Source organism: Thauera sp. ZXT1-4 (assembly GCF_052598215.2).
In genome coordinates this window covers 1-5,111 of record NZ_JBQWSN020000063.1, presented here as the reverse complement: position 1 = coordinate 5,111, position 5,111 = coordinate 1, and the positions used below count along the sequence as shown (strand labels likewise).

Annotated in this window: 5 protein-coding genes; all 5 read right to left on the bottom strand. The window is 69.5% G+C overall.

Annotation, left to right across the window (positions count from 1 at the left end):
• A partial coding sequence (acnA, locus tag ACUH78_RS18715) for an aconitate hydratase AcnA (RefSeq protein WP_445334385.1) occupies nt 1–2,748 on the bottom strand: 2,748 nt, incomplete at its 3' end.
• A 127-nt stretch (nt 2,749–2,875) separates the two neighbouring features.
• Nucleotides 2,876–3,475: a high frequency lysogenization protein HflD gene (gene hflD, locus ACUH78_RS18710; protein ID WP_144326907.1), complete on the bottom strand. Its 600-nt coding sequence runs from the start codon at nt 3,473–3,475 to the stop codon at nt 2,876–2,878.
• Nucleotides 3,476–3,501: 26 nt separating this feature from the next.
• Nucleotides 3,502–3,828, bottom strand: a complete 327-nt coding sequence (locus ACUH78_RS18705; RefSeq protein ID WP_445334384.1) for an aminomethyltransferase beta-barrel domain-containing protein — start codon at nt 3,826–3,828, stop codon at nt 3,502–3,504.
• 300 nt (nt 3,829–4,128) lie between these two features.
• Nucleotides 4,129–4,767, bottom strand: a complete 639-nt coding sequence (locus tag ACUH78_RS18700; protein WP_445334383.1) for a transposase — start codon at nt 4,765–4,767, stop codon at nt 4,129–4,131.
• 14 nt (nt 4,768–4,781) lie between these two features.
• Nucleotides 4,782–5,111 (bottom strand): hypothetical protein (locus ACUH78_RS18695; RefSeq protein WP_445334382.1); only part of this gene is annotated, 330 nt, incomplete at its 5' end.

Here is a 5,111-nt window from a genome sequence, read left to right as displayed (position 1 = left end):
GGCCTTCTTCGCGGCGAGCTGGCGCAGCACGTAATGCAGGATGCCGCCGTGGCGGAAGTATTCGACTTCCTTCGGCGTCAGCAGCAGCACGCGCACCTCGAAGCGGACCTCGCCGCCGTCGGCCTTGCGGGCGATGACGGTGGCGGTCTTCGACTGGCCGTCGGCGAGGCCGACGATGTCGTAGGTCTCGGTGCCGTCGAGGCCGAGCGTCTGCGCGTTCTGGCCGTCGAGGAACTGCAGCGGCAACACGCCCATGCCGACCAGGTTGGAGCGGTGGATGCGCTCGAAACTCTCGGCGATCACCGCCTTCACGCCCAGCAGTTTGGTGCCCTTGGCCGCCCAGTCGCGCGAGGAGCCGGTGCCGTATTCCTTGCCGGCGATCACCACCAGCGGCACGCCGTCGGCCTTGTACTTCATCGCCGCGTCGTAGATCGCCAGCTTCTCGCGCGAGCCGTCCTTGCCGAAGTAGATCGTGTTGCCGCCTTCCTCGCCGCCCAGCATCAGGTTCTTGATGCGGATGTTGGCGAAGGTGCCGCGCACCATCACTTCGTCGTTGCCGCGGCGCGAGCCGTAGCTGTTGAAGTCGGCCGGCTGCACGCCGCGCGAGATCAGGTAGCGGCCCGCCGGCGAGTCCTTCTTGATGCTGCCGGCCGGGGAGATGTGGTCGGTGGTGATCGAGTCGCCGAACAGACCCAGCACGCGCGCGCCGTGCACGTCGTCGATGGTGCCGACGTTCATGCTCATGCCGTCGAAATAGGGCGGGTTCTTGATGTAGGTCGACGAGGCGTCCCACTTGTACGACTCGCCCTCCGGCGATTCGATCTGGTTCCAGCGGGTGTCGCCCTTGAACACGTCGGCGTAGTTCTTGGCGAACATCTCCGGGCCGATGGTCGCGGCGATGACGTCGCCGATCTCCTTGTTGCTCGGCCAGATGTCGCGCAGATAGACCGGCTTGCCGTCGGGCGTGTGCGCCAGCGGGTCCTTGCTCAGGTCGATGTCGACCGTGCCCGCGATCGCGTAGGCGACCACCAGCGGCGGCGAGGCGAGGTAGTTCATCTTCACCTCGGGGTGCACGCGGCCCTCGAAGTTGCGGTTGCCCGACAGCACCGAGGCGACCACGAGGTCGTTCTCGGCGATCGCGCGCGAGACCTCGTCCGGCAGCGGGCCGGAGTTGCCGATGCAGGTGGTGCAGCCGTAGGCGACCACGTAGAAGCCGAGCTTCTCCAGATCGTCGAGCACGCCGGCCTTCTTCAGGTAGTCGGTGACCACCCGCGAGCCCGGTGCGAGCGAGGTCTTGACCCACGGCTTGGCCTTCAGGCCCAGTCGCGCGGCGTTGCGCGCGAGCAGGCCGGCACCGAGCATCACCGCCGGGTTGGAGGTGTTGGTGCAGGAGGTGATCGCGGCGATCACCACCGAGCCGTCGGTGAGCTCGCAGTCCTGGTCCTGGATGCGCAGCTTCGAGATCGGACGGGCGGCCAGGTGCGCGGCCTGCGGCTGCGCACCGCCCTCGGCGGCCATGGTCTCGACCGCCGCCTTCGGCGTGCGCTTGGCGGTGAGGCCGGCGATCGCGTCGCGCGCGTTGGCCTGCATGTCCTGCAGCAGCACGCGGTCCTGCGGGCGCTTCGGGCCGGCCAGCGACGGCTTGACGTCGCCGAGGTCGAGATGCAGCACCGCGGAGTACTGCGCTTCCGCCTGGCCGGGCTCGTGCCACAGGCCCTGCGCCTTGGCGTAGGCCTCGACCAGCGCGATCTGCGCCTCCGGACGGCCGGACAGGCGCAGGTAGTTCAGCGCCTCGGCGTCGATCGGGAAGATGCCGCAGGTGGCGCCGTACTCGGGCGCCATGTTGGCGATGGTGGCGCGGTCGGCCAGCGGCAGGTGCTGCAGGCCGTCGCCGAAGAACTCGACGAACTTTCCGACCACACCGAGCTTGCGCAGCATCTGGGTGACGGTGAGCACGAGGTCGGTGGCGGTGGAGCCCTCCGGCAGCCGGCCGGTCAGCTTGAAGCCGACCACCTGCGGAATCAGCATCGACGAGGGCTGGCCGAGCATCGCCGCTTCCGCCTCGATGCCGCCGACGCCCCAGCCGAGCACGCCGATGCCGTTGATCATGGTGGTGTGCGAGTCGGTGCCGAACACGGTGTCCGGGAACGCCTGCAGCACGCCGTCCACTTCGCGCTCGACGACCACGCGCGCGAGGTACTCGAGGTTCACCTGGTGCACGATGCCGGTGTTGGGCGGCACCACCTTGAAGTTGCGGAACGCCTTCTGGCCCCAGCGCAGGAAGCTGTAGCGCTCCTTGTTGCGCTCGAACTCGATCTTGCCGTTGAGGTCGAGCGCGTCCGGACGGCCGAACACGTCGACCTGCACCGAGTGGTCGATCACCAGCTCGGACGGGATCAGCGGATTGATCTGGGCTGGGTTGCCGCCCAGCCGCGTCACCGCGTCGCGCATCGCGGCGAGGTCGACCACGCAGGGCACGCCGGTGAAGTCCTGCAGCACCACGCGGGCGGGCATGAACGCGATCTCGGTGTCCGGCTCCTTCAGCGGATCCCACTTCGCGACCGCCTCGATGTGCTCGGGCAGCACGGTGACGCCGTCCTCGTGCCGGAGCAGGTTCTCCAGCAGGATCTTCATCGAGTACGGCAGCTTCGCCAGATCGAATCGCTGGGCCAGTTTCGGCAGGCTGTAGTAGGTGTAGGTCTTGCCGTTGAGGTCGAGATGCGCGCGGGTGGCGAAGGAGTCGGCCATGTGGGGCTCCGTGGCTGCAGCGAGGAGGGGAGAATCCGCGCGGCGCGCGGAGACGGCGCCGGCGTCAAGCGCCCAATTATGCCGGAAACGGCGACCTTCCTGCAACGATCGGCATGCCTGCGCGGTCTCAGCCGAGGTGCGCGCGCACCGCTTCCAGCAGCGCGCGGCGCCGCAGCGTGAGGTCCCACAGGCTGCCGCCGAGCTGCCGCCAGAGCATGGCCGAGCGCACGGCGGCGAGCAGCACGGCGCGCACCTCGGCGACCACCCCGGGCTGTCCGAGGTAATGCGGATTGCCCTGCACGAGCACGCGTGGACGCAGGTGGCTCAGGGTATCGGCGTAGAGCGCGCCGAGCGCGGACAGCACGTCCGGATGCGTGCCGCCGAGCTGCGCGGCGCGCGCGGTCTGCGCCTGCAGTCCCTCCCGGACCCGCCGCATCATGTCCTCGTCCTGCGCGAACCGCCGTTCCAGTTGCAGCACGGACAGGGCCAGACGCGGCAACTGCTCGTCCCGGCCGCGGCTTTCGAAGTAATCGCGAAGGAGCACCAGCCCGTCGCGCACGCGCTCGGCGCCGCCGTACACCGCGGCGGTGCTGGGCGCCTGGAAGCGGAACACCGAATCGATCGCGGTCGCCAGGGTGGCGGCGTGGGCCTGGCCGGTCTCGGCGATGCGGCGCACCTGGGCCAGCGCCTGGACGAGTCCGGCCAGCGCCAGCGCGCGCTCGGACATCGGTTGCGGTCGCGACGGGCCAGGCGTCATGCGGCATGTGCTCCCAAGCGTTGCTCCAGCGGAGCGTCGGTTCGTTCGATCACCGCCCCGCCGAGGCAGATCTCGCCGTCGTACAGCACGACCGACTGGCCGGGGGTGACCGCACGTTGCGGGCGGTCGAAGCGGACTTCAAGCCGGCCGTCGTCGTTCACCCGGACTTCGCAGGGCTCGTCCGCCTGGCGATAGCGGGTCTGGGCCGAGCAGCGGAACACGGATGCGGGCGGCTGGCCGGCGATCCAGTGCGCGGGCTCCGACCACAGGCGCCGCGAACGCAGGTACGGGCTGTCCGCGCCCTGGTCGACGTACAGGCGCATAGGAATTTCAAACGGCCTCTGGCCTGCCTCTGGCCTCTGGAAAGCCCGACTGATGCATGGGTGGCCGGCCGATACCGGCCTGGATGGCTTGGAACTGACGGCTGCGACATCGTCTTGTCGTGATTCGGCCTGGCCCCTGACGGATCGCTCGGGGCTCGCTGGGCCTTGGTATCAGGGTTGACCCTGAGTCCGTGGGCATCGCCCCGGCATGCGGCGCAGCGCCATCCTGGCTGCCGCTGGCAGGGCAGCCTGAGGGCCTGGGGCGAGGTGTTTGTGACGGCCGGCGCGGCTCAGGCAGCTTCAGTCTTGCCCTGCCTCGCGCGCCCGTCCCCGGGGTGGCGGCTGCGGATCCAGCCCCAGATGGCTGAGGATCTTCTCGATGACCGCTCGCTCCAGGATGGCCGCGATGATCTTCAGTTCCCCGGCGCCGCAGTTGGGGCAGTGCTGCATGTCGATGTCGAACACGCGCTTGAGTAGCCGCGCCCAAGCAATTCGGTGCGGTCGGTCCGGCCGGTCCGGGTTAGTCTCGGTCTGGACCACGCATTCGCTGGCGGCAACGGCTGCGGTGGCCCGTTCCTCCACCTCGGGCCCTTGCGGCACCACCAGCGCCCGCAGCTTGGCGTTCGGCGCCAGCACGCCGTGGAACCTGATGAGATGCAGACGCGGCCGGGGAACCAGCGCCGCAAGCCGCTGCATGAACTCCAGCGGGCTCAAGACCAGATGCGTCGTGCCGTCGCGCCACGCTGTCTTCAGCTTCAGCTCGACCTGCCCGGCGGCATTGACCTGCACCCGTTGGTCGGAAAGCGCCGGCCGGGTGATGTAGCGGCACAGCTGCTCCAGCCGCTTGCGGTCATGGGCTTCGACCCGCACCGCGGCGTGCAGGCTGAATCCGTCGATGTCGGCGCACAGCGGCTGGCGGGCCCAGTCCTCGCGCGGCATCGCGCCTCTCAGGGTCAGCACCTTCTGCCCGGCGCGCGGCCCGAAGGCGATTCGGTAGGCTGAGCCCGGACACAAACAGTCCAGTGGACTGTTTGTGCCTGGCGAAGGGCCTGGCCACTGGCCAGGCGCGGCCTGCAAGGCATGGCCGCGGCCTGCAGCGGCCGCAGCGTGCGCGCCTCCTCGCCGTCGGCATCCGGCTCGGCCAGGTAGGTCTGGCCCATGTCTTCGACCAGCACGCCCCGGCGCGTGAGCATCTTCATCAGCCGGGCGATGACGGTCTGCAGCAGCGGCGCGGCAGTGCCGCGCAAGCGGCCCTCCCTCACCCGCCACGGCGGCATCCTGCA